The following is a 26,637-nucleotide window of genomic DNA, read 5'->3' as shown; positions in this document are numbered from 1 at the left end:
TTTTTTGTTGGATTTATCCGATGTACCCTCAACCTTTTATAGGTTGAAGTCTAAATTTGAGAGTTTGATCCTGGCTCAGAATGAACGCTGGCGGCAGGCCTAACACATGCAAGTCGAACGGAGTTATATTGTAGCTTGCTATGGTATAACTTAGTGGCAGACGGGTGAGTAATATATAGGAATCTACCTAGTAGTACGGAATAATTGTTGGAAATGGCAACTAATACCGTATACGCCCTACGGGGGAAAAATTTATTGCTATTAGATGAGCCTATATTAGATTAGCTAGTTGGTGGAGTAATAGCCTACCAAGGCAATGATCTATAGCTGATCTGAGAGGATGATCAGCCACACTGGAACTGAGATACGGTCCAGACTCCTACGGGAGGCAGCAGTGGGGAATATTGGACAATGGGCGAAAGCCTGATCCAGCCATGCCGCATGAGTGAAGAAGGCCTTTGGGTTGTAAAGCTCTTTTAGTGAGGAAGATAATGACGGTACTCACAGAAGAAGTCCTGGCTAACTCCGTGCCAGCAGCCGCGGTAATACGGAGAGGGCTAGCGTTATTCGGAATTATTGGGCGTAAAGGGCGCGTAGGCTGGTTAGTAAGTTAAAAGTGAAATCCCGAGGCTTAACCTTGGAACTGCTTTTAAAACTGCTAACCTAGAGATTGAAAGAGGATAGAGGAATTCCTAGTGTAGAGGTGAAATTCGTAAATATTAGGAGGAACACCAGTGGCGAAGGCGTCTATCTGGTTCAAATCTGACGCTGAGGCGCGAAGGCGTGGGGAGCAAACAGGATTAGATACCCTGGTAGTCCACGCTGTAAACGATGAATGTTAAATATGGGAAGTTTACTTTCTGTATTACAGCTAACGCGTTAAACATTCCGCCTGGGGACTACGGTCGCAAGATTAAAACTCAAAGGAATTGACGGGGACCCGCACAAGCGGTGGAGCATGTGGTTTAATTCGATGCAACGCGAAAAACCTTACCACTCCTTGACATGGAAATTATACCTATTCGAAGGGATAGGGTCGGTTCGGCCGGATTTCACACAGGTGTTGCATGGCTGTCGTCAGCTCGTGTCGTGAGATGTTGGGTTAAGTCCCGCAACGAGCGCAACCCTCATCCTTAGTTACCATCAGGTAATGCTGGGGACTTTAAGGAAACTGCCAGTGATAAACTGGAGGAAGGTGGGGATGATGTCAAGTCATCATGGCCCTTATGGAGTGGGCTACACACGTGCTACAATGGTGGCTACAATGGGCTGCAAAGTCGCGAGGCTAAGCTAATCCCTTAAAAGCCATCTCAGTTCGGATTGTACTCTGCAACTCGAGTACATGAAGTTGGAATCGCTAGTAATCGTGGATCAGCATGCCACGGTGAATAAGTTCTCGGGTCTTGTACACACTGCCCGTCACGCCATGGGAATTGGTTTCACTCGAAGCTAACGACCTAACCGCAAGGAGGGAGTTATTTAAAGTGGGATCGGTGACTGGGGTGAAGTCGTAACAAGGTAGCAGTAGGGGAATCTGCAGCTGGATTACCTCCTTGGGCTTTGCGCATAACTTACCATTTTTAATGATGGTGTTGTTATGTGCTATACTGCTGTCTTTACTTCTACTTTATTTTAATTTCCCAATAACGAAATTTTATGAGTGATAGGCCTCTTTCTCCACATTTACAAATATATAAAGTACAAGTTACTAGTTTTTTCTCTATTATGCACAGATTGACTGGTATCTTGCTATTCCTTTTATTAATGATACTTTCTTGGTATTTCATATTACATGTTTACTTTCCTGAGTTACTTATAGTAAGGTACTTAAATGCATTATTATTCACTCCTGTTGCTAAATTAGCTTATGTCTTATGTTTTGTAAGTTTTGTATATCATTTTCTTAATGGTATTCGTCATTTATTGTGGGATGTTGGGCTTAATTTAGAAATTACTGGCGTTTCAAGGAGTGCTATACTGCTGACAGTAACGCTACTTCTTTCTACTATTGCTTTTTTATTTATGTTTATATGAGTCAATCTGGAAATTCAGTACATCATTGGTGGGTCCAGCGTGTTTCTGCAGTAATTTTACTGCTCCTGTTTCCTTGGTTTATCTATTCATTTTCTTGCGCATTTTATACTGATAGCTCTTTGTCTTTTAGTGAAAAATTTATTAATCACCCTCTAGAGCTTTTATTTTTTGTTGTATTGTTGTTTTGCATTTTTTGGCACGCAGTTCTTGGAATGCAGGTAGTGTGTGAAGATTATATACACAGCGTATCTCTAAGGATTTTCACAATTACATGCATAAAGTACTTATCAAGCATTACTTATATAACCCTCGCTTTTACAATCTTTGTCTTCTACAGGCATATTTTCTTGTAAAATTGCCAATTCTGTGTTAATATATTATTAGTGTACTAGTTTTATCATTGAACTATAGCGATTTTGGTTTAGCAATATGTTAGAGACATTGAAAAAGTGGGGAATAGACCTTACGCTAAAGGTGAAGGATCTATTTAGTTCATCTGAGTCTCAAGTTTATGTCAAAGACCTTAGAAAGGTAATGATATATGAGGATGGACGAAAGTGTCAATATCCAAAAAATTATGATCAGATTGTAGATTCTGGGAGAGTTGTAAAAAAAAATGACAAGCTTGTAAAAAATAAAGACGGAAATCCAGAGTACCAGCTTATATATAATGAATACGAATTTGATCTAGCCTTGGTTAAGGAAATTGATAAAAAATCTTACTTTACTATTGACTTTTTAGTTAGTAAAGGTAGGCGTGAGGTTAATGATTATAGTAAATTTTATAAGCCATTTAAGTTTTCAAAAATAGATCTTGAAAAACACTTGCCGGTCTTTGAGGTTGATACTAAGTTACTTAGATTAACTAATTCTTCTTTTCTTGCTAAAAAAGGTTGCTTCATCAATGATGACACGGGAGAAGTTGATGAGAAAGATAGAGATGAAAAAGGAAGAAATGGAAAATTACTATACACTAGTGATTACAAGAAGCTAAGCACCCATTTTTCAGAAATTAGAGATCAGAATAATAACTTGGAGCTAGATAAAAGTCTTATATCTGTTCCTATTATTTTCGTTGCAAGCTTGGCTAAAGTTTGTACTAAATTGTTGACTTCTCTTCCTATAAAGTTAGGGGAGTATTTAATAAGCGAACAAAACCCAATTGCAAAGTCTTTTGGCTATCTTTTGTTCACCCCTGCAATGGCAGTAAAAAATTTAGTGAATATGGGAGCTACCATACTTAAGGCTCCAATTTTATTATTTGTAGCAGATAAGAAGAAGTATGGTGATGCTTACTTCACTATGTGGAAACACCAATTGAAAGGATGTTGGGAAGAAGCAAAAAGTGACTTTAATGTTATTAAAGGTGGAGAAAGGCTAAAGCCAGGGCAAAAGGATCATAAGCCACTTAGTATAGTGGGCACATGGGATGAGCTTAATGCTAGAAGGCCAGGTATTGAAAAAGACTTAGAGAAGCCGTCAAATAAAAGTAGTGAAAGTATAGATAAATCTAGAGAACCAGATATTGGAAAAAGCTTAAAGAAGGAGAAGTTGCAAAACAAAAGTAATGAGAAAATAGCTGCGTCTAAAAAAGCAGATGTTGAAAAAGTGAGTGATACTCCTCATGTTAATGAAGTACTAAGCAGACGGAGTTCATTGCAAGACGAAAAATTTCAATTACCTCCTCGCTAACCGGCCACTACTTTAAATTAACATTTACTTTCTTTATTAACTATTCCACAACAAAAACTTGCATGCATTTTACTATTAGCATAAGATGTTAATTATTTAATTAATTTTCTTAACTATATGCGCCCTGTAATACTATGTGGTGGTAGTGGCAGCAGACTTTGGCCTTTATCGAAGCCAAAGCAATTTCAAAAAATATTTAGCCATAACACTATGTTTCAGAACACTTTATTGAGGCTAAAAAGTGGTTATATGCCACCCATAATTGCCACAAATATACAGTACGAGTCGTTAGTGAAGAAGGAGTTGCATGCGCTGCGAGAATATAAAGTGATTTTCGAACCAGTGAAAATTGGAACAGCAGCAGCGATATTAATTGCTGCGCTTCTCTGCAATGAAAACGAGATAATGTTAATTCTGCCTTCAGACCATTTTATAGGTGATTTGAATAATTTTTATGCTTCTGCTCACAAAGCATCTCAGCTAGCTTCTGAAACTAACTCTATAGTTACGTTTGGAGTTAAGCCTCATGAATTCAATTCTGAATACGGCTATATAAATGCAGTTTATGATCATAAGGAAAAGTATCATATAGTAAAGGATTTCATAGAGAAACCTGAGCATGTATTAAGTAATGATTATTATTGGAATTCTGGAATATTTGTGTTCAAAGCAAAACGCTATATAGATGAGATCAAAAAATCTGCCCCGACTCTTTATAATTTATGTTTTGCAAGTGTGAAACATTTCACACCGCAAGAGAGATTTCTGTATTTAAAACAACGAGATTTTGCAGGAATTGAAGGCGTCTCTATTGATTACTTGGTAATGGAAAAAGCAAAAAACGTTGCAATGATAGAAGCTAATTTCGATTGGCTGGATGTTGGAACTTGGAATTCAGTTTTAGAATTGAGTGAGAAGTTTACGTCGTCATTCCGACATGTAACAAAAAAAAGAGAGCCTGTTTCAACGACAGAAAGTAATAAAAATTTATTGGGTGGAGCTTATAAGCAACCAAACAAAAGCCTAATATCGTTTATTAATAAGGTTAAGAAAGCAAAAGCGATAAGAAGAGAAATCAAGCCATGGGGATTTTGTAGTATAATTTTAATAGGCGAAAATTTTCTTATAAAATATCTTTTTATAAATCCATTAAGCTGCACTTCTAAGCAATTCCATCACTATAGAGATGAATACCATATAGTACTATCGGGAGTTGGGTATGTTAGTTTAGGCGACAAAGAATATGCTATAGTAAAAGACCATATGATAGAAATCCCAAGGGAAGTTTCCCATAGGATTGAAAATAGAAGCACAAGCTCTCCACTTGAAATAGTTGAATTTCAGATAGGAGAGCATTTATCTGATAATGATATAGTGAGGTTGGATGATGTATATGGAAGATTTTGAAATTCTAATGTTAAAGATACTCTATAAGTCTGCTAAATTTAAAGGAGTAAAAATATCTAGTTTTCAAATAAAGAAAAGTCTACAATTATACGAAGTTTCAAGAATATAATGTTTAACCTCAAAATATTTTGTAATGTCCATTGCCTTTGAAATTACTATGGCTGCTTGCTATTTGCGAGCGAAAAATGCCAGATTTTGCTCTATAACGACTTTGTTCTCTATTATCGGCATTGCCCTTGGAGTTGCAACACTAATAGTGGTGATGTCTGTGATGAACGGATTCAGAGCAAAGTTGCTTGACTCAATACTTGGCATTGATGGCCATATTAATGTTTATTTTGATAGGAACATAAATTCAGATTACTGCACAGTTTCGAAATCGATTGAGAAAATTCCTGGTATATTAAAAGCTACTCCTATGACCAATGATCAAGTTATTATTGTAGCAAATGGTAAAATTGCAGGTAGCGTAGTGCGAGGTGTGTCAACTAAAGATTTGCTTGATAGTACTACCATTACAAATAATGTAATTATAGGTGATGTAAAAAAATTTGATGAAGGGATAATAATAGGAGCACGATTGGCAGAAGCTTTGAACGTTGACTATGGCGACAAAATTACGTTTATATCATCTGAAGAATTTGATGCATTACTTGGTGAAATGCCGCGAATGAAAAAATATAAAGTTATAGCAATATTTGATATGGGTATGTTTGAGTATGATAATACCTTGATATATATGCCTCTAAAATCAGCACAAGCCTTTTTTAATTATGAAAATAGCATAAAAAATATAGAAGTACTTGTAGACGACGTTACTAGAGCTGGTAAGCTTGCAGATGCTATAGAAAAAGAAATAGGAATGAAAGCTGAAAGTTGGCAATCACAGCAAAGCCATTATTTTAGTGCTTTAAAAACTGAAAGAAATGTGATGTTTTTAATTCTTACTTTGATTATAGTTGTAGCAGCGTTTAATATTATCTCAAATTTAATGATGATAGTACAAGAAAAGAAATCCGCGATTGCAATTATGCGTACATTTGGTGCAACAAGTGGAAGCATTATGCGCATATTTTGCGCTTGTGGTCTATTAATCGGTTTTACGGGAACTTGTCTTGGCTGTATTATAGGTGTCGTTTTTTCTCTCAATATCGAAAGTATTAGAGTGTTTTTAGAAAACATTACTAACGTCAAGCTGTTTGATCCTATGATATACTTTTTTTCAAGTTTACCGGTGATATTAGTCCCTCAAGATGTAGTAAGTATTTCTGCACTTGCGTTACTCTTATCATTTTTAGCGACAATTGCTCCTGCATTGCAGGCAGCTGCACAAGATCCTGCGGAGATACTACGTTATGAATGATACTCAGCAAAAGTACATAGGTTGGTTCTTAATTGTATTGTTATTTACCGGTTACATCACAATAAATAACATAATCTTTTTTAAAATAAGTCAGCAAGAAAGCGAAGACAATATAAATGTTTTAACGGAAAAAATAGATGAATTCAGAATGTCACTTGAAGTTAATCAATCCAGGGTAGAAAAAAAGATATTTGACTTAAAGAGAGGTCTGCACACTCAATGTGAGCAAGGTGATGGTAGCTCAAGGTATAAGAACCTCGCAAGATTGCTGCTACTTGTAGTTAAAATGAAGAATTCGTTATTGCGAGAAGCAAAATTTGATAATCATATAAATTCAATAAAGCCTTTGATATCAGAGCTTGATGATCCAGAGATAGAAAATGCAGTAAATGAATTGGAAAGTTTGAAAGAGGTAGATACTTTACGTGAGTTGAAGTTATCTTTTGAGAAGACCATTGCTGTTATTAACTACAATAAAAGTACATTGTCTAAAAAAATCATTTCAAACTGGATTAGAATACAAGATAAAAATGACCCATTAAGGGCAAAATTCGCAGAAATTGAGGAGTCAATAAACGATAATGATTGGCAAAATATAACTGTTACAGTAAGCAATTTAACGCATTCAGAATTCAAGCCATGGCTGAATAAATTGAATGGTTTTATTGTAGCTTCTAAGAATATTTCAACAATATATCATCACTTATTACAATATATCTCATGATTTATTTTATAATTTTCGCTCTTTCGTTTTTATTTGGCATATGGGTCAAGGTAAGTGGTGAAGTAATAAAATTGGAATTAGGCAATTACACTATAAGTATTGATCTATATTTCATTATTTTTACTTGTGTAGTTTTATTATTTTTATTAATTACACTTGTACGCTTTTTTTCCTCCATTTTATCAACATTTGCCAACATAAGAAATAGAAGAAGGGATAGGGAAGAATTGCTTCTCTTTGAAGCTTTTTTTAGCATAGACTTAGACAATATAGAGAATGCTGAAAAGCTAGTTAAAAGTCTAAATGAGAAGAGTGATAAGTTATCTTTAATAAAGCTCTTTAACTCAGGTAAGACGGGAAATTACAGCTTTTTCAGTAACGGTTTAACAAACGTTGCAAATAAAAATCGTAACTTAGCTCTACTTCTGGCCAATAAGCTGATTGTTCACCTCAAACAAGAAAAAGTAGTCTTTCAAAAATTTATAGAATATTGCTCTAGTTCAATTAATGATAAAATGCTATCTATTCCCTTTCAAATAGAGCATTGCATATTGAAAGAAGATTGGATTAATGCAATTTTGAAGTTGAGGGAAGCAGTTAAGTTCAATATTTTTCTTCCCTTTGACCATAAAGAAATGTTTGCAGTTTTTTATTGTGCTTTGGCAAAACAATATGAAAGTAAAGGGGATTTTAAAGGGGCTATAAAGTCTTTACTCAGAGCACAAAGTTATTATGCAACTTTTCGGCCCATTAATTATTTAAAGGCAGAATTATATATTAAACTTGGAAAAATCAGAAAAGCTTCTGCAGTGCTAGAGGCAGAATATGCAGTAAATCCTACTCCTCAGTCAGCTAAAATGTACATCAATTTAAATAGTAAAGGTGCTGAAAGACTATACAACTTACGCCCTGATTATTATTTTAGTTACTGTTTACTTGCTTTGTCCTCAATGAGTTCAGGTAAATATGATCTTGCAAGTCAATATTTAGACACTGCTATGAAAAAGGCTAATTACATGTCAATCTACTTTATTGTAATACAACTTAAGGTTACATTGCAAGAACACGACAAGGTAATTTATTGGCTAAACAAGATGGGCTCAGAAGCTTTGCCTGATCCGGGCTGGAAGTGTAAAAATTGTAACAGAGAACTAAAGCAATGGGATCATAAATGTTCAAATTGCAATAGTTTTAATTGCGTTTATTATATATTATAAGGTTCCACAAAGTGTGATGATAATAATATATGGGAAATTACCATCAAAGACCTCTATTGAACAATTTTTGGAGTAGATCTCTTAATATAACCCTTATTTCAAAATAATAAACCTGCAAGTTTTTTAGTTAGACTTGGTTCTAATGTCAAAAAAACTTGCTTTTAGACACTAACAATTATATATTTTAATAAATCAGGGTTGTATACAAAATGAAGAGCTTAAAGGAATTATCCTTAAGAATTAAGAATATTAGGTCTGTACAGAAAACCACGAAAATAATGCAAATGGTTTCTGCAGCAAAGTTATTACAAAGCCAAAAGAAATTATCAAATTCAAAATTATATATATCTAAGCTGCATAGCATTATTTCTTCATTAATGCTATCAGTTGATCAAAAATTACTGGCAAAAATTCTAAATATCAGTAATGACGGTTCTTACCTAGTATTCATTGTTGCGTCTGATCGTGGCTTGTGCGGCAACTTTAACTCTTCTATTGTCAAATTTAGTCAAGAGCGTGTAAATAAGTCAATCGCAAATGGCAAAAAAGTAGATATTGTATTTCTTGGTAAAAAAGCTTTTGATGTAGGTAAAAATAGGTTTGACTCTAAAAGTATCTTAAAAATTGAAAATAGTAAGGGGATCACGTTAAAGCACGTAGAAGCTTTGGTTGGTGGTATAGATCTAAGTAAATACGATAAAGTTAAAGTTTTTTATAGTAAATTCTATAATACCTTCACGCAAAAACCAATGTTGGAAACAATAAAACCATGGAGTAAAGACTCATCCTTGATTGATAACTCTCTGGCTGGTCCAACAACAGATTACGGCTATGAGTATGAACCACAAAATATTGAATTTATTTTAAAATCTTTGATTCAGGATTACGTTGTAATTGCTCTTTACTCTGCTTTACTTGAAAGTGCAACAAGTGAGAATAGTGCTAGAATGGTTGCTATGGAATCAGCAAACAGAAACACTAAAGAGATGCTGAACAAACTAGCATTGCTTTATAATCGTTCTCGTCAAGCAGCAATTACAACTGATTTAATTGAAGTTATAGGTGGTGCAGAGTCTTTATAAAAATCTAAGGAATAGAAAATGAATATATTAAATATTGCAGCAGATATCACTAAATTAATAAAAAAGCAGAATCAAGATGCGGAAGTTACAATATATGAAACTAATAAGACTTCAGTTTCTCAGCGTCTATCAAAAATTGAGCAAATATCACAATCTAAAAATTGCACTGTAGGAATCAGAGCTATAGCAGGTAAAAACAAAGCTGCGTATATTTCTACAAACGATTTGAATAATCTTAGTGATACGGTAAGCCAAGTGGTAGAAATGGCAAAGAATGCGCCAGAAGATCCTTGCATTAATTTTGCTGTAAATGGTAGTAATTATATCTCTTCTGCAGATTTAAGTATCTCAGATAATAATGTTGTAACCGTTGATAACCTAAAAGAAATTGCTGAAGCTGCAGAAAATTCAGCCCTTGCACATAAGAGTATCACTAATTCTGAAGGAGCCTCTTCTTCATACGCTTTAGTGAATACAGTATTATCGACTGTTTCTGGTTTTATTGGCTCGTTTAGTAAATCAACCTTTGCTAATCAGGTCTCTGTTGTTGCTGGAAGAGAAAGTGAAATGAAGGTTGGTTACGATTATGATATAGCATGTAATTTTAGTGATTTAAAGTTGCCAGAGTTAATGGGAAAAGAAGCAGCAAAAAGAGCAGTTGATCAATTGAATTCACGTACAATTAAAACTGGTAAATTTCCAGTTATTTTTGAAAAAAGAGCAGCAAAAGGGCTAGTAAAAAGTTTTGCTTCTGCTATAAATGGGAGCAGTATTATAAGCAACAGTTCTTTCTTGAGGGGTAGTTTAAACGCTCAGATTTTCAACGATAGAATTAATATTGTCGATGATCCATTGTTGCCAAGAGGCATAGCATCGAGACCATTTGATGGAGAAGGGATAACTAGCAAGAAAAATATATTTGTAAAAAACGGAATATTACAAAATTGGATTTTAGACTTATACTCGGCTAGAAAATTAGACTCAGAAACAACCGGAAGTGCAACTCGTGCAAGTAATGCTGCAGTTATTCCTGCAGCTAGTAACCTCTACATTGAGAATGGTAATGTATCGTTTGAAGAATTAATTCAGGAAGTGAAAGAGGGAATATATGTAACTGATTTATTTGGTTTTGGTGTTAATTTAATCAATGGCGATTACAGCCAAGGCGCTTCCGGATTTTTTATAGAAAATGGAAAAATAACGTATCCAATACATGAGATTACCATTGCTAGCAATTTAAAGGATATGTTTAGCAATTTAGTCGTTGCAGATGATCTAACTTTTTGTGGGCAATTTAATTCACCAACGATTAAAGTTAGCGAAATGACGGTTGCAGGTTCGCTTAACGATTAAAAAATTTATTTGCATTAAGTACAACAATTGTGTATTATTGTCATGTAATGTTAAGAATAGACTATGGAGTATAAAGGTTTAGTTTCAATAGCTAAGCTTAAAGCATTCTCAATCGTAATTTCAAAGTTTTTCATCACATTAGTAATGTTAATTAATAATTTAGGAGTTGTTTAAATGGAATTTGGTAATGTAAAATGGTTTAATGCCGAAAAAGGCTATGGTTTCATCAAGCCAGAAGGTAAAGGGGGTGACGTTTTTGTACATATTAGCACGTTGGAACGTTCAGGAATAAGGCCTGAGACACTTAAAGGAGAGAATAAAGAGAAGGGGATAAAAGGAGAAAGGGTGAGTTATGAGGTTAAAGAGGAGCGTGGTAGAAACGGAGAAGATAAAAAATCTGCAATAAATTTAAGATTGGAAGATTAATCTATTATGAAGTCTTTTAATAGGGTTAACGTATTATGAATAATTTTTATGAGATGGGTCTCCCAGCTTCGCTTACACAAGCTCTAGATAAAAATAATCTTTTCGTCCCAACTCCGATTCAAATACAAGCGATTCCCTTAGCGCTACAAGGTAAAGATATTCTTGGGTCTGCTCAAACGGGAACTGGAAAAACTTTGGCATTTGCTATTCCGTTGGTTGCTAAGTTGCTGAATGAGCCTAACACTGGTTCAGCTTTAGTCATCGTGCCAACCAGGGAGCTTGCGCATCAGGTAACAAATGAGATAAGAAAACTCTTATTTCAAAATTCTGCACTAAGGGTCGCTTTATTGATTGGTGGTGAGCCTATTTTTAGGCAGCTAAATCAGCTTCAGAAAAAACCACAAATTGTAATAGGTACTCCTGGTCGTATTATAGACCATATTGAGCGTAAAACTTTGATTAATCGCAATGTTAGCGTTCTTGTGCTTGATGAAACGGATCGTATGTTTGATATGGGCTTTGGAATTCAAATTGAAGGGATCATGAAATATCTGCCAAAAATACGGCAGACTCTTATGTTTTCTGCAACTCTTCCTAGTGATATAGTTAAACTTACTGAGAAGTACCTTAATCGACCAGAACGTATTTCTGTTGATTGTGAGACTACAACTTCTGTAAAAATTAAGCAAGAGATTGTTTATGCATCAGAATCAGAAAAATATGAAAAGCTTGTTACACAACTATGTCAGCGCGAAGGATCAATCATTATCTTTGTCAAAACAAAGCAAGGAGCGGATCAGCTAGCTAGCAGATTGCACAAAGATGACTATAGCGCTTTAGCAATTCATGGTGATTTAAGGCAGCACAAGCGTGAAAGGGTCATTAATTCTTTTCGTCGTGGCCGCAATCAAATCATGGTTGCAACAGATGTTGCTTCTCGCGGCCTTGATATTCCCCACATTCAACATGTTATCAATTATGATGCACCACAATCGCAAGCTGACTATATTCATCGTATAGGCAGAACTGCACGTGCTGGAGCTGAAGGGCATGCGCTATCTTTTGTTACACCTCAAGATAAGAGAAGACTGCCTGCATTGGCAGACAAAGAAGGAGAGCCAAATTTTGATTGTAGTGTGCAATTTAAAAAACGTAATAGCAAAAAGGTCTTTAAAAGGCCAAGTACGTTAAAGACTAAATACGGTAGAAAAAAGATCAATGCATTTAAGAAGAAAAGCAGAGTACTAGAAAAAGCATATTAAATAGGATTTACCTACAACTTGATAAGCGTAAAACTCGTCATTCCGCTACTCATTAGCGGAATCTATGTTGAGATCGCGGTGCTATGACGTAGATCCAGAGTGGGGATTCAAATTGGCTACAGCGAACTGCTGGATTTCAATTTTTTTAATAATTGTGTGCTATTCATTATATATGAGTTCCCACTTTTAAAGAGAATAGGAGATGATTTCCAAAAACTTAGAGGCAAGTTTGAATAGAGCGCTACTCATTGCTTCTAATTTTAATCTAAAATATGCGAAAGTAGAACATTTATTGCTGGCGTTAACTAAAGACGTGGATGTAAATTACGTTTTATCAAGATGTAATATCAGAGCCGATGAAATCATCAATATGGACAACATTCTATCAAGATGCAATATTAAGGCTAATGATTATAATAATAATATAAAAGGGTTTTTACAAAGCAGTTCTGAATTGATTATCAGTGGAGTTAAACCTAGCTCAATGTTTCAATGCATAATACACAGAGCAATAATACGGGCTCATAGCTTGGGAAAAAAAGAAATAAATGGAGCAAGTGTTCTAGTAGAAATTTTGTCTGGGCAAGATTTATACGTTGAAGATCTATTGCAGAAACAAAGTGTGAAAGATTCCAATTTGATTTACCATATATCTAATATGAAATACTTGAGCGATATAGATGAATACACCACCAATCATAAAGTAAAACTTGATAAAAATAATGACGCTCCTACTACAGTAAATAAAGGTGAGCTACTAAAAGATGAGGAAGTTCTACAAAGTTATTGTAAAAATTTAAATGACTATGCAAGAAGCAAAAAAATAGATTATGTTATTGGTCGTGATTATGAATTAAATCGCACTATAGAAATATTATTGAGGCGTAGAAAAAACAACCCTTTATATGTTGGAGACCCAGGTGTTGGCAAAACAACAATAGTTGAGGGTTTGGTACTCAAGATCATTGAAGGCAGTGTTCCGAGTGCGCTCAGGTCCAGTATAATTTATGCTTTGGATTTAGGATCACTCCTTGCAGGGACACGCTACAGAGGTGATTTTGAAGAGAGAATAAAATCTATAATAAAAGCGATTGAGGCAAAACCAGGTGCTATCCTTTTTATTGACGAAATACACACTATCATTGGAGCAGGTTCTACAAGTGGTAGCTTTCTTGATGCAGGTAACCTACTCAAACCTGCGCTTGCAAGAGGTACACTGCGTTGTATAGGTGCAACTACATATAGAGAATACAGCACTAGTTTTGAAAAAGATAAAGCACTAGCGAGAAGGTTTCAAAAAATTAATGTTAAAGAATCTTCTGTTAATGAAACGATAAAGATACTAGATGGTATAAAGCACTACTATGAAGGGTATCATGGAGTATATTATACAAAGAATGCCATTAGGTCTGCGGCTGAACTTTCGCATAAGTATATTACTGGGCGAATATTACCTGATAAAGCGGTTGATGTTATTGATGAGGCAGGGGCATATTGTAAATTGCTAAGAAACAGGGGTAAAATTGTAAATAGTAGAGATATTAAGAATACCATTACTAGAATTACAAATGTGCCTTGCGGATCTGAATCTGATGATTTGCAGAAAGTAAAGTCTTTAAAAGCTAATCTAGAAAAGGTGATTTTTGGCCAAGAGCAGGCAATAGAATCTCTTGTTAATTCTATTAAAATTGCTAAATCTGGGTTGAGAAATTACAATAAGCCTTTAGCAAATTATCTTTTTGCAGGGCCAACCGGTGTTGGTAAAACCGAGCTAGCAAAACAATTAGCAGAAAGCATGGGCATGAATCTTATACGCTTTGATATGTCCGAATATATTGAATCTCATACGATATCAAGGATGATTGGTTCTCCTCCTGGATATGTAGGTTATGATCAGGGTGGATTACTCACAGAGTCTGTATCTAACAATCAATATAGTGTTGTGCTGCTTGATGAAATTGAAAAGGCCCATAGCGATATCTATAATATATTGCTACAAATTATGGATTATGGTTGTGTTACAGACACTTACGGACGTAAAGTTAACTTTTCCAATATAATTTTAATTATGACAACTAATGCAGGAGCAGTTGAACGCAGCAAAAGTTTTGTTGGCTTTGGGCATAAAAATTTTAACATTGGTGATAGCGAAAAAGCAATAGAACAGGTTTTTAGCCCTGAATTTCGTAATCGTCTTGATGCGATTATTTCTTTTTCTGACTTAAGTACGGATGTGATTTTGCATATTGTGGATAAATTTGTCCTAGAACTGAAAAAGCAACTGACGCAAAAAGGCATAAACTGCTTGGTAGAGGATGAAGTGAAATCTTATCTTGTACAAATGGGTTATAGTAAGGAAATGGGAGCACGTCCGATAGAGAGACTTATTGAAAAAGAGATAAAAAGTTACTTAGCGGAAGAAATACTGAATCGTAAATTAATAAAAGGAAAGAAATTAAGAATCTATATGAATAAAGTAGAAAATAAAATTGCTTTTAATATAGTTTAAAATCCTTGTATTGAACTTCATCTTTGTTACAATTTATAACTTAAATTTAATTTGAATTATAGTGATAAGTGATAAAGTAAAACAAGTCCTAAGCTACTACGAAAGTGAAAACCCCGGGGTAAAAGCAAATCTTACTCGTATTCTCATGCATGGAAAGCTTGGCGGTACTGGCAAGTTAGTGATTCTGCCAGTAGATCAAGGATTTGAGCACGGGCCAATAAAAAGCTTTGAAGTTAACCCTGATGCTTATGACCCACATTATCATTTTCAGCTTGCAGTTGATTCGGGAGTAAGTGCATATGCTGCTCCACTTGGTATGATTGAAGCTGGTGCTTCAACTTATGCTGGAATGCTCCCACTTATTTTGAAACTTAATAGTTCCAACTCCTTACATTCAAAAAATCTGACTTCTGATCAAGCAATAACCTCTTCTGTGAAAGATGCACTGCGTTTGGGCTGCTTGGCTGTTGGATTTACTATATATCCTGGTTCTGCTAAGTGTTTTGATATGATGGAAGAAGCCCGTGAAATCGTAGCTGAAGCCAAATCTTATGGGCTTGCAGTAGTGCTATGGTCTTATCCACGTGGTGAAGGAATTTCCAAAGAAGGTGAAACAGCAGTTGATGTTATTGCCTATGCTGCGCACATAGCAGCTTTACTTGGCGCTAATATAATCAAAGTAAAGCTTCCAACTAGATATTTGGAAAAAGAAAAGATAGAAACAGAAAATATTGAATCATTATCTAAAAGAATTGAATATATTAAAAAATCTTGCTTTGCAGGGAAAAGAATAGTAGTTTTTTCTGGTGGCGAATCGAAGGAAGTAGATGACATATGCAATGAAGCGAAAGAAATTAAGCAGGGAGGTGGTAATGGTTCAATCATTGGACGTAACACTTTTCAACGCAAAAGGGAGGAAGCTTTATCTATGCTAAAAGATATAATGGATATCTACACATAAAAAACGGCTGGGTGGCAGAATGGCTTATGCGGAGGACTGCAAATCCTTTTATACCGGTTCAATTCCGGTCCCGGCCTCTTTCATTTTCTATATCTTGTAAAAGTTGCTCAATTCAACAGTAGCTTTAAGTGTGTAACCTATAGAGAAAGCTTGTCCATTATTCATAAGTAAAATCAATTTCTTTTCAAGTTATGGTTATACTCTTATAGCGTTTCATGGTAAAAAATAAACTAAAAATAAGCAAAGTGTTTTACAAAATGATATTACGTAATTTATTGTTTTTACTGCCGCCTGAAGTTGCTCACTCTTTGGCAATCATGGCATTAAAGAAAATACCTTATAAGAATCCTATAGAGCTACCAGAATCTTTGAGTGTGAATTTTTTTGGTAATAAGCTCAGAAGCCCCGTGGGCCTGGCTGCAGGTTTTGACAAGAATGCAGAAGTTATAAGGCCTATGCTTTCATTTGGTTTTGGGTTTATTGAAACTGGTACTGTAACTCGTAATCCACAATATGGAAACAAAAAACCAAGAATTTTTCGGTTAATTAAAGATCAAGGGGTAATTAACAGATTGGGATTTAACAATAAAGGAATAGACTATTTTCTTAAACAAATAGATGAAACCAAGCTTGATGACTGCATTTTTGGCATAAATATAGGAAAAAATAGTGCATCGAAAGACCAAATTAGTGATTATGTTGATTTAATAAAGATGGTATATGGAAAAAGCAATTATATAGTGCTGAACATCTCGTCTCCAAACACGCCTAATTTACGCAATCTGCACAATAAGCAAGAATTATCGAAATTGTTGAAATCCATCCGGAAATCAATTGATAATTCTAAATCCATACCAATAATATTAAAAATCTCACCAGATATAGATCAGCAAACGAAAGAAAATATCGCTGAGCTTGCGTTGGAATATAAGATTGACGGATTAACAGTAAGCAACACTACGGTAAGTAGAGATAATCTGCATTCCCACCACAACGAAAGTGGCGGATTGAGTGGCAAACCACTGTTCAAACTTTCAACCGAGTTATTGGGCGATATGTACAAATTTACTAAGGGCAAAATATTATTGATAGGGTGCGGAGGAATCTCAAGTGGTGCTGATGCATATAAAAAAATAAAGGCAGGAGCCTCTTTGGTGCAGTTGTACACTGCTCTCATATACCACGGACCTCAAGTTGTAAACAAAATTAATCTAGAACTTGCAGAACTAATAAGGAGAGATGGATTTAGTAACATTAGTGAGGTGGTGGGTTGTATACATTAATTTTGGAAGTTGGTGGTATTATTTTAATAAAATAAGACTAATTCTCTGGTATAAAGGTGGTAGAAAGTGCTTTTCTTTTAAATAATGGGTATGAAGAGTTTGAATGATGCAATATCTAAGATCATTGATTATAAATTTACAAATTATGCAATATTAGAAGAGGCACTAACTCACCCAAGCGTAAATAAAAGGAATAGCAAAAACCAGATTGTAAGCTACGAAAGACTAGAGTTTTTGGGCGATAGTGTTTTGAATATGGTCGTATCTGCCATACTGTTTAAACTATTTCCTGAAGAAAAAGAAGGAGCATTGGCAAAAAGAAAGACGGATTTAGTTTGTGGCAACACCATTGCTAATGTTGCTAAAGAAATAAAATTAGGCAGCTTTATCATCATGAATAATAGTGAACGCTGCAATGGAGGAAGATGTAACCTAAAAAATTTAGAAAACTCGCTTGAAGCACTAATAGGTGCAATTTATATTGATGGCGGACTTGAAAATGTTGAAAAATTTATTACCCAATATTGGGAAAAGCTAGCTAAAAGCATGCTTGACCCCCCTCAAGATCCTAAAACCTCACTGCAAGAGTGGACTCAGAAAAACAAATTGCCTTTACCAGAGTATGAGCTTGTAAAACAAACTGGACCAGCACACAATCCTGAATTTACTATATCAGTTTGCATAGAAGATTATGGTAAAGTTTCTGCATGTGCTTCTAGTAAAAAGATTGCTGAACAAAAAGCTGCTGAGTTGATGCTAGAAAAAATTGGAAAAGACGCTTCAGTTTAGGCAAAATAGGCATTAATGTAAGTTTTAAGGAAGCTAATAGCGTTTAGGGGAAATGGTCAATTTAAGGAGAAGCATAGTATTATTCATAAAAAAGTTGATCTACCAAAAATTAAGCCTTATGTAGTGGAATATCAATGGCCGTTGTTGGAGATGCGGAAAAAAAAGAAGTAGCAAGTTACCAAAAGGTGTTATGCCAGATACATTTGGTCCAAGAGTTGTTTTGTGAAGTTGACAGAGTCAAGGAGAATGAAAGTTTTAAAAAATAGCATATTTTTTAATTATAAAAATTTAATATTAACTGATATAGCTAACCCAAGAAAGGTTTTCCTACGTCATACCGCCGCGGTATCTCAGCATAGATTCCGCTAACAAGTAGCGGAATGACGAATTTTTGTTTTTCAAATTATCGGTAAATCTAAGTCAGTTTAGCTATATTATCTCTCACACCGCTTAGCTGAACAGATACCATAAAAGATAGCTAGAAAGCAATTGCACTTGCAGCAAATTTCAAGATACAAGCTTCTGTATTTATTTTAAATTAAAAAAAGCTCAAGAAAAATAAAGTCAATTTTTGACGTCCCAAATATTACAGAATGTAATTGATTGATTGAGTAAAAACCAGTGAACGGTCAGGTTAAAACATGTTTTTAAATTTTTGCCAAAATCCTGGTTTATTATCATTAACCTTTGTAAATGTTATATTTAAACTGTATTTCGGATCATTTGGCACGTCGTATTTTATGCTAAATGTTGAAACTTTATCGTTATTATAAATATGTACATCATCATATGATAGCTTTGTTGTGTAACACTTTACATGCTTTTGCTTATCATACACTAAATCACCTGACTCCCTTTCTAGTTCCACAAATTTCGTTTTTTTCTGACATTCCTTCATTTTTATTAAATCCTTATCTAGTGATATTGAAACTGGCAACGTATTTCCAGCATATTCTTTAGCTAAAAGTTCACTTTGAGGATACATTTTTATTTCCCTGCCAAAATGTGAGTCTATGAAATTATTACTCCAAAATTTATCGCCAGAATGCACGTACTCATCAGTAGCATACGGCACCCCACCATAACTGCATTGAACTTTGTAATCTCCAACACCGTTGTTTTGAAAAAAATCATGAATGGCAGTGTAGCTACCGTCAGCATCATTTATATAATCCATTACTTTATTCCTTGAACTTTTAGTTCATTATATCATAATCATTATGTCAATCAATCAAAAAAGCTCTCTCTTGCTGTTTTTAGAACTGATTTTAAGCAAGCGCTCTCGATTAGTTGGGAGCGTATTTATAAGATTGTGACATTCGTGCCTCCCAGTTTTTCACATACTGCTGAATCAATTCAGGATAATCTGTAATAATTAATAAATTTTCAGCATTTCCTTTTTTAGCTGTCTTACTAAGGTTAAATGACCCTGTGATGACTTTTTGATTGTCAACAATCATTATCTTATTATGAGCAATCTTTGGCTTATCATCGATCCAAATTGGTACTCCACCTGAAAATAATTCATTTATAACACTATATTTTGAGTAGAGTTGCGATTTATCTAAGATGACTTTAACATCAACACCGCGTTCTTTAGCATTAATCAAAGATTTTGCAACTGTTCCAAGAGTAAATGTATATTCTTGAACTAAGATAGATTTTTTAGACTGATCTATTACGCTGATTATCGGTACAGCACAATCTTCTCCAGGTGAAAAGCAAACCGTAGCTTTTGGGCAGGGCGAAAATATAAAACCCGCATAGTAATACAGAGAAAAACACATTAACAAGAATAAAAAGTGAAAAAGCCTCACAACAACCCACCCCCGGATATACGGCGATAGGCTACATCATAATTTAATCACCTGTCAATCCATATTCTTCCCACTTCTCCGTGACTTTTCTTACTATTTCCTCACTCATTTTAATTTTCTCTCCCCATTCTCGTTTGGTTTCAGGCGGGATTTTATTTGTTGCATCAAATCCCATTTTACCTCCAAGTCCACTTTCAGGGGAAGCAAAATCTAAATAATCAATAGGTGCGTTCTCTATTGTGATTGTGTCACGCACAGGGTCCATTCTCGTTGATATTGCCCACATCACTTCCTTCCAATCACGTACATTTATATCATCATCAACAACGATAATAAACTTCGTGTATAAAAATTGCTTTAGAAAGGAAAGTATGCCCATAACAATTCTTTTTGCCTGCCCTGGATAAGACTTTTTTATCGATATCACCGCTATTCTATATGAACAACCTTCTGGTGGTAGATAAAAATCCACTATCTCTGGAAATTGATTGATAAGAATGGGCACAAAGATTTCGTTGAGCGCTTCACCAAGAATTGATGGTTCATCAGGTGGCTTGCCAGTGAAAGTGCTGAGATAAATTGGATTTTTGCGCATAGTAATTGCAGTAATATTAAATTCTGGAAATTGCTCAACAGAATTATAGTAGCCGGTGTGATCTCCGTATGGCCCTTCATCTTGATATCTATCCAAACTTACATAGCCTTCCAGAACAATCTCTGCATGAGCTGGCACTTGAAGCGGAATAGTCTTACAATTTACAAGCTCAAGCGGTTTTTTGCGCAGCAACCCAGCAAATTGGTATTCTGACAATGTTTCTGGCACTGGAGTTACCGCAGCAATAATTGTTGCAGGATCACTACCGATCACAGCAGCAGCAGGAAATTTCATATTTTGTTCCTTCTCTTTCCATCGTTTGTGGTGACCTGCACCGCCACGATGTGCAAGCCAGCGCATTAGAGTCGTTTTTTTATCTATAACCTGCATACGATATATTCCAAGATTGAAATTATCTTGCTTGTCTTCCGTTGGGCCTTTTGTCACCACAATTGGCCAGGTGATAAGTGGTGCAGGTTCATTTGGCCAGCATGTTTGAATAGGTAGCAAACTAAGATCCACCTCATCCCCAGTTAGCACCACTTCTTGACATGGAGCCTTGCTCACAACTTTACTTCGCATCGACAATACAACTTTTAGTAAAGGAAACATTTTCACGGCATCTTTGAAGTTTTTTGGTGGCTCAGGTGATCGCAAAAATGCTAAAAGTTTACCAAGATCTCTTAGTTCACCAGGGTTTATGTTCAACCCCAATGCAATCCTCTTAATAGTACCAAATAAATTCACCAAAACTGGAATCGAATTTTTACCGTTTTCCGTGACAACATTTTCAAAGATGATAGCTGGTCCTTTATTTGACAAAACCCTACGGTGAATTTCTGTCATTTCAAGAACTGTTGAAACTTCCTCCTTAATCCTAATCAGATCTTTTTTTTCTTCTAAGGCTTTAATGAAGTCGCGTAAGTTGGTGTACATATTAAAATTTAAAATAACTTAAAACAAGTCTTCTAGTGTAATCACATGATGTATCGTATCTTTTAGATATTGGTTCTCAGAAACTCCATTTGCAGCAATTAACACCCAGAATATTTGCTTCTTTGATTTCGTTTTTTCTCTATAAATTGCTCCTTTTCTTTTTAATTGTTCGACAAATTCCTTTGTTACTGTATAAGGTTTATCACTATATTTTATCTCACAGAGCATTACACATCCATCTTCTCGATCGAAAACTAGATCTATTTGAGCACCAGACTCTTTACTGTATTTTTCTGGTTGATATTGCCAATCTCCACATATAACTGCTATATGCTCTATATCTAATTTTTTTCTAATTACATTGGCATGTTTAAAACACACTGCTTCAAATGTTTGCCCTGTCCATGTTTGCCAAGCTGGTTTCTTTATTGCTAACTCCCAATAGTGAGCATCACTTATTATTGCCCTTTTTGTTACTTCCTTAAACGGCTCAATCCACGTTAGATAAAATAATACATATTCGTCCATTACCCTGTAATATACTCCTCTCTTTCCCTTGTTCAATGGTAAAAAACCACCAATAAATCCTGCTTCTTCTAAACTCCTTAATTTAGCAGTTAAGCGACCACCCTCAGTGATTTTAGTCGCTTTTATAAGTTCTTTTCTGCTTATCCCTTTTGGCTTTTTTGCAATCGCACGAATGATATTTAGATATGTCTCTGGCTCTTCATACAAGGAGTGAAACAACATATCAAATTCATCAAATAACAAACCACCCTTCTGAAAACAGATCATATTAATGTTTTGTGCTGCTGATAATCCTTTACTTACTTCCTTAAGGTAATGTGGTATTCCTCCAATAGCCATATAGATCTGTAATATCTGCTGGTGATTAAGGTTGATTCCTAAATATCTTAGATACTCTTTAGTTTCACGTAAGTTAAAAGGCTGCAAAGGTATCCTTGCGGTAATGCGGTTATGCAACCCCCCTTTTGGTATAAATTATATTTTCCAACATCCAAGAAGCTGCTGAACCACATACAACCAAGATAAGCTTCTTTCGGTTTGTCCAATGTATATTCCAAAAATATTCTAACGTTTCTAGAAAACGAGACTTTCTTGTAGCTAACCATGGAAGTTCATCAAAAAATAAGACAATGTGTTCATTCTCATGTGTGTTATCAATAGCAAGTGTTAATTGTTGTAATGCATCCAGCCACACTTCAGGCAAAGCCATTTTTGCACCTTTATAAAAAGTATTTGATAACGACTGTGTAAAAATTGCAAGTTGTTCCTGCATAGTACCATTATTAAGACCTGTTTGTTCAAATAAAACATCGGCATGTTTACTGAAAAATTGTTTTATTAGGTACGTCTTACCCACACGACGCCGACCATACACTGCAATAAACTCAGCAAATGGGGAAAAGAGAAGCTTACTTTCTAGAATGGCTATTTCCTTTTCTCTACCAATTATTGGTTCGCTCATATAATTTACCGCCGCATTTGTTAGCATTATACACGGCGGTTATAAGATGATCAACTTTTTTTACCGCCATGTTTACAGTTGTTATACGCGGCGGTAAAAGATAGAGCATCTCATAATTGGCTATTCTGGCGATGGTTTGGTCATTTGCATCACCAAGTCTTCTGATGAGCTTTTCAGTAATGTGCTTGAGTTCCATTGTACGTAAAGTTTGCATTTGAGGCAAAACTGGTTATAAAATACACTTGATATAAATGTTTTCATATATTAATATTAGATGCTTCTTTTAATATACAGATAAATGTGTACTAAAGTTTTATGTTGTAGGTTTTTAAATAAATTGTATGTCTAGAATATCGTTTTTATTGATCCTTATACTGGCAGTAGCAAGTTTACCAGTAATAAACAATTGGCTTTCAAATCGCAGCCAAATGCTAAGCGATGATTATATAGGTGAGAAATTAGATAATTATATAAGTAGAAATTTTGATAAGATCGTAAAAACTCTCAAAGAGGAGTCGATTAAAAGTAGTTACGCTGCTCGAGATAATGTGACCAAAAGTAAAATTTCACAATACAAGGATCAAATATTTGACCTTACTTATCCTTACTCCGGAAATGAAAATAGTAGTGTTATAGCTGTAGGTTTCTTTGACTATTCTTGTGGATATTGCAAGACTATAAAAGACGATATAAAACAGTTAATTAACGACGGTAAAATTAAGTATATCTTTAGGGATGCTCCAATACTTGGTAATGACTCTTTAAGGGCAGCAAAAAGCGCTTTAGCTGTTTACTTTATTGATAAAGAAAAATATTTCGACTTTCACTATCCTGCTTTAAGTCACAAAGGAGGATTTTCAGACGAAAGCATATTGGATATAGTGAAAAGCATAGGGATTGATGAGGACGATTTTAATAATTCCATGAAAAATAACGCGGACAAAATTGAGCAAATGATAAATGGCAGTAAGCTCCTAGTAAGAGATTTGGGAGTAGGGGGCACACCTTTTTTAATAATGGGGGATAGTCTGTTTGTAGGAGCAACTGATTTGAATGTATTACGCAAAAAAGTAGATGAATTAAGTCGCAAGCAAAAACTAGCTTCAGCGATTAATTTGCTATAAAATTTTATTTTTTTACTTGACAACGTAAACGAATCTAATTATGAATGTGATAAATAGCAGTACGTATAAGATACGCAGTAGCTCAAGAAAAGCAGGTGATGCCTACAGTCGAGCATAACCTTAGCCTGCAAAGGTTGACTAATCCATTAAAAAGTGTTAAACTTAACATATAGCTACCATTCTGAGGTTACAATATGAAAGAGCCTAATTATACAAGAGAACCAATTGCTCTTTTTCGACAAATCAAAGAAAAGAAAAAATCAAGTGATTTACTGCATAATTTAAAAAATGCTTGTCCCAAAAATCTAAACATAGGAATTGCTATAAAGACAGGAGATTGCTTTTTTGACTCCGTGGCTCAAGGGTTGAATGAGTTAAATATAAAACCTGGTTATCGTTTTACCGCAAAATCATTAAGAAAAGATTGTGCAGATTATGCTGAAAACAAAAAGGACTCACGATGGGTTTTTAATGAAATAACAAAAAATATTGCTGAAGGATATGCTGTACCTATGATAGGTTCAAACGGAAATGTAATGAAAGATAACCAGAACAATATTATACCAGACAATATTGCATCTTTTGATAGATATTTAAAAGATATTAGAAGTATGGCTACAGAAGCTAGCCCACCTATATGGGGTCGCCCAGGGGTTGAAGGGAGAATGATATGTGATAAGTATGAAGTGGAGCTTTATATTTATTCAATAGAGGAAGATAGTCAAAAAGTTACAGTAACTAAAATTACAGCACATGATGATGATCTAGAAGTTTTTATACAAGATGTGAATCTTGATCAATTAAAGATAGATAATAGTAAAAAAACTGTAGGAGTAGTGAATTACATGCAACATTTTGTACCACTCCTTAGTGGAATTTCTGAAGATATAAAAGAAGATCAACAAGTTTCTAGTGAAGAAATTTTTAGTACAGATAAAAGAGTTCCTCCTTCTAATCAACCAGAGCAAGAAGTACAACAAGAAAGAATTAATACCAGCACTAATGCGACTGTTTATACGGATAAAGAAATCCCTTTTTCTCATCAACTAGAGCAAAAAACACGACAAGAAGGAATTAATGCCAGCGCTAGTGCGACTGTTTATACGGATAGAGAAATTCCTACTTCTAATCAATCAGAGCAAAAAGTACAACAAGAAATAATTAATACCAGTACTAGTGCGCCGGTTTTACAAATTCACATAGATAAAGAAATCCCTTCCTCTCATCAGCAAGAACAAAAAACACAACAAAAAGAAATACAAAAAAAATTAATTAATAATTACAAGAAAGAGGGAGTGTTAAATAAACTGTGTCAAACCGCATTTTTAGTTCAACTCAATTTTCAATCTGCCAGGAAAGAAAACATCAAGTTGAGAGATAGTTAATGCCCAATCATGTACAGGCATCGTCCACTTTTCCTCTGCCTTCTTTATAGCACAATATACCTGCTTATGCAAGGCATTTATGCTGGTAAATGAGCCTTTGGTCTTAGTGAATTTCCTAATTTGCCTATGTAGCCCCTCTATGGGATTGGTGGTGTAGATTATCCTCCTAACTGGACCAGAATACTTAAAATAACCAGACAAGTTTTCCCAATTATTCTGCCAAGATTTTATAACCATAGGGTACTTTGTGCCCCATTTTTCATCCAATTCCAACAGATAATTCTCGGCAATTTCCTTGCTTGAAGCTTGATATACCTTCTTTAAATCGCTCAAAAAACTCTTCGCATCTTTACTGGCCACATACTTCAGTGAGTTGCGTATCTGATGCACTATACACATCTGCACTTCCGCATTAGGAAAGACACTGTTTATAGCTGCAGGAAAGCTTTTCAGCCCATCAACGCAGGCAATAAGGATATCTTCTACTCCTCTTTCTTTGAGGTCATTTAGCACTCCCAACCAGAAGTTAGCTCCTTCACTTTCAGCCAAATAAAAACCTAATACTTCTTTTTTGCCATTTTGATCTATGCCTAATATGTTATACATGCATTTACTTACGCAATGCCCGTCCTCTTTGACTTTAAAAAACCATGAAAACTATCGGATATACAGACTGCAGCGGGCGACTACGCCATTCGTTGATTACTGGTAGCAATTTGTCAGTAATACTTGATATCTCTGCCACCGATATTTTGTGATCATAAATTTCCTCAACATGTGACACTATATCTCTATAGCCCATACCACTGGCAAATGTGCTCAAAATCTTCGTTTCAAGCTCTGGATGTAAGTTTGTTTGCCTTTTTTTGACTATTTGTGGTTCGAAACTTCCTTCCCTATCTCTTGGCGTCAAAAGTTCAAATGACCCTGCGCTTGTACGTAAAGTCTTTGCATTCCTCCCATTTCTTCGATTATTCTCTTCGCTTTCAGCCGACAAGTGGTTTTCTATTTCACCTTCCAGGCTTACCTCCAGCAACTTTTTTATAAACGGTGTTAATGCTCCATCTCTTCCTGTCAACGGTCTTCCTTCTCGTATAGACGACAGGATATTTGTTTCTAATTCTTTATAATCTACCAAACCGGTAGTTCTGTTTACTACTTTCTGACTCATTGTCAAACCTCCATTTTT

At 35.1% G+C, this 26,637-nt stretch carries 23 protein-coding genes, 1 tRNA gene, 1 rRNA gene and 2 pseudogenes; 20 read left to right on the top strand and 7 right to left on the bottom strand.

The features are described from left to right. Positions 1 to 52: 52 nt before the first annotated feature. From AAGD68_RS01420 to AAGD68_RS01335, 18 genes and pseudogenes are all read left to right on the top strand, one after another. Positions 53 to 1,556, top strand: a 16S ribosomal RNA gene (locus AAGD68_RS01420). A 100-nt stretch (positions 1,557 to 1,656) separates the two neighbouring features. Next, on the top strand, positions 1,657 to 2,034 hold the full coding sequence (gene sdhC, locus AAGD68_RS01415) for a succinate dehydrogenase, cytochrome b556 subunit (protein WP_253309858.1): 378 nt from the start codon (positions 1,657 to 1,659) through the stop codon (positions 2,032 to 2,034). After that, positions 2,031 to 2,387 carry a succinate dehydrogenase, hydrophobic membrane anchor protein gene (gene sdhD, locus AAGD68_RS01410; RefSeq protein ID WP_253309857.1) on the top strand — a complete coding sequence of 119 codons (357 nt, stop codon included), beginning with the start codon at positions 2,031 to 2,033 and terminating at the stop codon, positions 2,385 to 2,387. Before sdhC ends, sdhD begins: the two co-directional genes overlap by 4 nt. A 76-nt stretch (positions 2,388 to 2,463) precedes the next feature. Then, positions 2,464 to 3,726, top strand: a complete 1,263-nt coding sequence (locus AAGD68_RS01405) for a hypothetical protein (RefSeq protein WP_253309856.1) — start codon at positions 2,464 to 2,466, stop codon at positions 3,724 to 3,726. 117 nt (positions 3,727 to 3,843) lie between these two features. Beyond that, entirely contained in the window at positions 3,844 to 5,133 is a 1,290-nt protein-coding gene (locus AAGD68_RS01400; protein WP_265016488.1) for a sugar phosphate nucleotidyltransferase, read from the top strand. Between the two features lie 133 nt (positions 5,134 to 5,266). Beyond that, positions 5,267 to 6,496 (top strand): lipoprotein-releasing ABC transporter permease subunit, encoded by a 1,230-nt coding sequence (locus AAGD68_RS01395; protein WP_265017656.1) that lies wholly within the window; start codon positions 5,267 to 5,269, stop codon positions 6,494 to 6,496. After that, on the top strand, positions 6,489 to 7,220 hold the full coding sequence (locus AAGD68_RS01390) for a hypothetical protein (protein ID WP_253309852.1): 732 nt from the start codon (positions 6,489 to 6,491) through the stop codon (positions 7,218 to 7,220). Before AAGD68_RS01395 ends, AAGD68_RS01390 begins: the two co-directional genes overlap by 8 nt. Next, complete coding sequence (locus AAGD68_RS01385) at positions 7,217 to 8,437, top strand: heme biosynthesis protein HemY (protein ID WP_253309851.1); 1,221 nt, start codon at positions 7,217 to 7,219, stop codon at positions 8,435 to 8,437. Before AAGD68_RS01390 ends, AAGD68_RS01385 begins: the two co-directional genes overlap by 4 nt. A gap of 209 nt (positions 8,438 to 8,646) precedes the next feature. After that, the gene (gene atpG / locus AAGD68_RS01380) at positions 8,647 to 9,519 is read left to right on the top strand and encodes an ATP synthase F1 subunit gamma (RefSeq protein ID WP_264688382.1); all 873 of its coding nucleotides are present in this window, start codon (positions 8,647 to 8,649) and stop codon (positions 9,517 to 9,519) included. A gap of 18 nt (positions 9,520 to 9,537) precedes the next feature. Then, positions 9,538 to 10,872, top strand: coding sequence for a TldD/PmbA family protein (locus tag AAGD68_RS01375; RefSeq protein ID WP_253309849.1), 1,335 nt, complete (start codon positions 9,538 to 9,540; stop codon positions 10,870 to 10,872). Between the two features lie 174 nt (positions 10,873 to 11,046). Next, a complete protein-coding gene (locus AAGD68_RS01370) occupies positions 11,047 to 11,298 on the top strand; it encodes a cold-shock protein (RefSeq protein ID WP_064124857.1) in 252 nt (83 codons plus the stop codon). 35 nt (positions 11,299 to 11,333) lie between these two features. Next, a complete protein-coding gene (locus AAGD68_RS01365; protein ID WP_341814307.1) occupies positions 11,334 to 12,560 on the top strand; it encodes a DEAD/DEAH box helicase in 1,227 nt (408 codons plus the stop codon). 202 nt (positions 12,561 to 12,762) lie between these two features. Beyond that, entirely contained in the window at positions 12,763 to 15,069 is a 2,307-nt protein-coding gene (locus tag AAGD68_RS01360; protein ID WP_253309847.1) for an AAA family ATPase, read from the top strand. Between the two features lie 64 nt (positions 15,070 to 15,133). Then, on the top strand, positions 15,134 to 16,030 hold the full coding sequence (locus tag AAGD68_RS01355) for a class I fructose-bisphosphate aldolase (RefSeq protein WP_253309992.1): 897 nt from the start codon (positions 15,134 to 15,136) through the stop codon (positions 16,028 to 16,030). 5 nt (positions 16,031 to 16,035) lie between these two features. Beyond that, positions 16,036 to 16,107 (top strand) — tRNA-Cys (locus AAGD68_RS01350). A 138-nt stretch (positions 16,108 to 16,245) separates the two neighbouring features. After that, entirely contained in the window at positions 16,246 to 17,313 is a 1,068-nt protein-coding gene (locus tag AAGD68_RS01345; RefSeq protein ID WP_264688383.1) for a quinone-dependent dihydroorotate dehydrogenase, read from the top strand. Positions 17,314 to 17,403: 90 nt separating this feature from the next. Then, on the top strand, positions 17,404 to 18,102 hold the full coding sequence (gene rnc / locus AAGD68_RS01340; protein WP_253309845.1) for a ribonuclease III: 699 nt from the start codon (positions 17,404 to 17,406) through the stop codon (positions 18,100 to 18,102). An 81-nt stretch (positions 18,103 to 18,183) separates the two neighbouring features. Then, positions 18,184 to 18,319: pseudogene (locus tag AAGD68_RS01335) on the top strand (IS66 family transposase); the annotation flags it as partial. 417 nt (positions 18,320 to 18,736) lie between these two features. Here the strand turns inward: AAGD68_RS01335 and AAGD68_RS01330 are convergent. The 6 genes from AAGD68_RS01330 to AAGD68_RS01305 form a co-directional block, all read right to left on the bottom strand. Then, positions 18,737 to 19,279: a hypothetical protein gene (locus AAGD68_RS01330; protein WP_253309844.1), complete on the bottom strand. Its 543-nt coding sequence runs from the start codon at positions 19,277 to 19,279 to the stop codon at positions 18,737 to 18,739. Between the two features lie 109 nt (positions 19,280 to 19,388). Next, entirely contained in the window at positions 19,389 to 19,919 is a 531-nt protein-coding gene (locus AAGD68_RS01325) for a phospholipase D family protein (protein WP_253309843.1), read from the bottom strand. Between the two features lie 43 nt (positions 19,920 to 19,962). Next, entirely contained in the window at positions 19,963 to 21,450 is a 1,488-nt protein-coding gene (locus tag AAGD68_RS01320; protein WP_253309842.1) for a UbiD family decarboxylase, read from the bottom strand. Between the two features lie 18 nt (positions 21,451 to 21,468). Then, positions 21,469 to 22,317: an AAA family ATPase gene (locus tag AAGD68_RS01315; RefSeq protein ID WP_265045306.1), complete on the bottom strand. Its 849-nt coding sequence runs from the start codon at positions 22,315 to 22,317 to the stop codon at positions 21,469 to 21,471. Between the two features lie 109 nt (positions 22,318 to 22,426). After that, positions 22,427 to 22,939, bottom strand: coding sequence for an AAA family ATPase (locus tag AAGD68_RS01310; protein ID WP_253309840.1), 513 nt, complete (start codon positions 22,937 to 22,939; stop codon positions 22,427 to 22,429). Then, positions 22,917 to 23,162 (bottom strand): hypothetical protein, encoded by a 246-nt coding sequence (locus tag AAGD68_RS01305; protein ID WP_264688386.1) that lies wholly within the window; start codon positions 23,160 to 23,162, stop codon positions 22,917 to 22,919. Before AAGD68_RS01305 ends, AAGD68_RS01310 begins: the two co-directional genes overlap by 23 nt. Before the next feature lie 118 nt (positions 23,163 to 23,280). On the opposite strand from AAGD68_RS01305, the gene AAGD68_RS01300 reads away from it, so the two are divergent. After that, entirely contained in the window at positions 23,281 to 24,063 is a 783-nt protein-coding gene (locus AAGD68_RS01300) for a DsbA family protein (RefSeq protein WP_341814306.1), read from the top strand. Between the two features lie 194 nt (positions 24,064 to 24,257). Beyond that, entirely contained in the window at positions 24,258 to 25,448 is a 1,191-nt protein-coding gene (locus tag AAGD68_RS01295) for a hypothetical protein (RefSeq protein ID WP_253309837.1), read from the top strand. Here the strand turns inward: AAGD68_RS01295 and AAGD68_RS01290 are convergent. After that, a pseudogene (locus AAGD68_RS01290) lies at positions 25,389 to 26,619 on the bottom strand (IS256-like element ISWpi15 family transposase). The gene AAGD68_RS01295 and the pseudogene AAGD68_RS01290 overlap by 60 nt on opposite strands. Between the last annotated feature and the right edge of the window lie 18 nt (positions 26,620 to 26,637).

Source organism: Wolbachia endosymbiont (group A) of Machimus atricapillus (genome assembly GCF_964027095.1).
Taxonomy (GTDB): Bacteria; Pseudomonadota; Alphaproteobacteria; order Rickettsiales; family Anaplasmataceae; genus Wolbachia.
Note: the sequence above shows the minus strand (reverse complement) of the source record. Positions and strands in the feature narration are given on the sequence as shown.

Coding starts and splice junctions, on each gene's coding strand:
- sdhC (WP_253309858.1), top strand. CDS start 1,657: ATGAGTGATAGGCCTCTTTCTCCACATTTACAAATATATAAAGTACAA.
- sdhD (WP_253309857.1), top strand. CDS start 2,031: ATGAGTCAATCTGGAAATTCAGTACATCATTGGTGGGTCCAGCGTGTT.
- AAGD68_RS01405 (WP_253309856.1), top strand. CDS start 2,464: ATGTTAGAGACATTGAAAAAGTGGGGAATAGACCTTACGCTAAAGGTG.
- AAGD68_RS01400 (WP_265016488.1), top strand. CDS start 3,844: ATGCGCCCTGTAATACTATGTGGTGGTAGTGGCAGCAGACTTTGGCCT.
- AAGD68_RS01395 (WP_265017656.1), top strand. CDS start 5,267: ATGTCCATTGCCTTTGAAATTACTATGGCTGCTTGCTATTTGCGAGCG.
- AAGD68_RS01390 (WP_253309852.1), top strand. CDS start 6,489: ATGAATGATACTCAGCAAAAGTACATAGGTTGGTTCTTAATTGTATTG.
- AAGD68_RS01385 (WP_253309851.1), top strand. CDS start 7,217: ATGATTTATTTTATAATTTTCGCTCTTTCGTTTTTATTTGGCATATGG.
- atpG (WP_264688382.1), top strand. CDS start 8,647: ATGAAGAGCTTAAAGGAATTATCCTTAAGAATTAAGAATATTAGGTCT.
- AAGD68_RS01375 (WP_253309849.1), top strand. CDS start 9,538: ATGAATATATTAAATATTGCAGCAGATATCACTAAATTAATAAAAAAG.
- AAGD68_RS01370 (WP_064124857.1), top strand. CDS start 11,047: ATGGAATTTGGTAATGTAAAATGGTTTAATGCCGAAAAAGGCTATGGT.
- AAGD68_RS01365 (WP_341814307.1), top strand. CDS start 11,334: ATGAATAATTTTTATGAGATGGGTCTCCCAGCTTCGCTTACACAAGCT.
- AAGD68_RS01360 (WP_253309847.1), top strand. CDS start 12,763: ATGATTTCCAAAAACTTAGAGGCAAGTTTGAATAGAGCGCTACTCATT.
- AAGD68_RS01345 (WP_264688383.1), top strand. CDS start 16,246: ATGGTAAAAAATAAACTAAAAATAAGCAAAGTGTTTTACAAAATGATA.
- rnc (WP_253309845.1), top strand. CDS start 17,404: ATGAAGAGTTTGAATGATGCAATATCTAAGATCATTGATTATAAATTT.
- AAGD68_RS01330 (WP_253309844.1), bottom strand. CDS start 19,279: ATGGATTATATAAATGATGCTGACGGTAGCTACACTGCCATTCATGAT.
- AAGD68_RS01320 (WP_253309842.1), bottom strand. CDS start 21,450: ATGTACACCAACTTACGCGACTTCATTAAAGCCTTAGAAGAAAAAAAA.
- AAGD68_RS01315 (WP_265045306.1), bottom strand. CDS start 22,317: ATGGCTATTGGAGGAATACCACATTACCTTAAGGAAGTAAGTAAAGGA.
- AAGD68_RS01310 (WP_253309840.1), bottom strand. CDS start 22,939: ATGAGCGAACCAATAATTGGTAGAGAAAAGGAAATAGCCATTCTAGAA.
- AAGD68_RS01300 (WP_341814306.1), top strand. CDS start 23,281: ATGTCTAGAATATCGTTTTTATTGATCCTTATACTGGCAGTAGCAAGT.
- AAGD68_RS01295 (WP_253309837.1), top strand. CDS start 24,258: ATGAAAGAGCCTAATTATACAAGAGAACCAATTGCTCTTTTTCGACAA.